The organism is Cupriavidus sp. SIMBA_020 (genome assembly GCF_046535395.1).
GTDB lineage: Bacteria > Pseudomonadota > Gammaproteobacteria > Burkholderiales > Burkholderiaceae > Cupriavidus > Cupriavidus campinensis.
Genome location: NZ_JAWRWU010001633.1, coordinates 1 through 237, shown reverse-complemented (window position 1 = coordinate 237; position 237 = coordinate 1). Strand labels below are relative to the sequence as shown.

1 protein-coding gene is annotated in these 237 nt (G+C 64.6%); it reads right to left on the bottom strand.

Annotated elements, in window-relative coordinates:
- Positions 1-237: GNAT family N-acetyltransferase (locus tag SB751_RS35135; protein ID WP_410749632.1), on the bottom strand; the 237-nt coding region annotated here is incomplete at both ends.

The window sequence follows — 237 nt, the reverse complement described above, 5'->3', positions numbered from 1 at the left end:
ATAGTGCTTGTAGAAACCGTGCGCCTGCGGATTCTGTTCATTGACGTCGACCCGCAGGCTGCCGTGCAGCGACAGCGCGAAATTCAGCAGGCGCCGCCCGGCGCCCTTGCCGCGCTTGTTGGCGTCGACGAACAGCATCTCGACCTTGTTGCCGTTCAGGCCCATGAACCCGGCGACCTCGCCGGCATCGTCCTCGCAGACCCAGACGCGCACCGACGGCAGGTAGGTGTTGAGCAC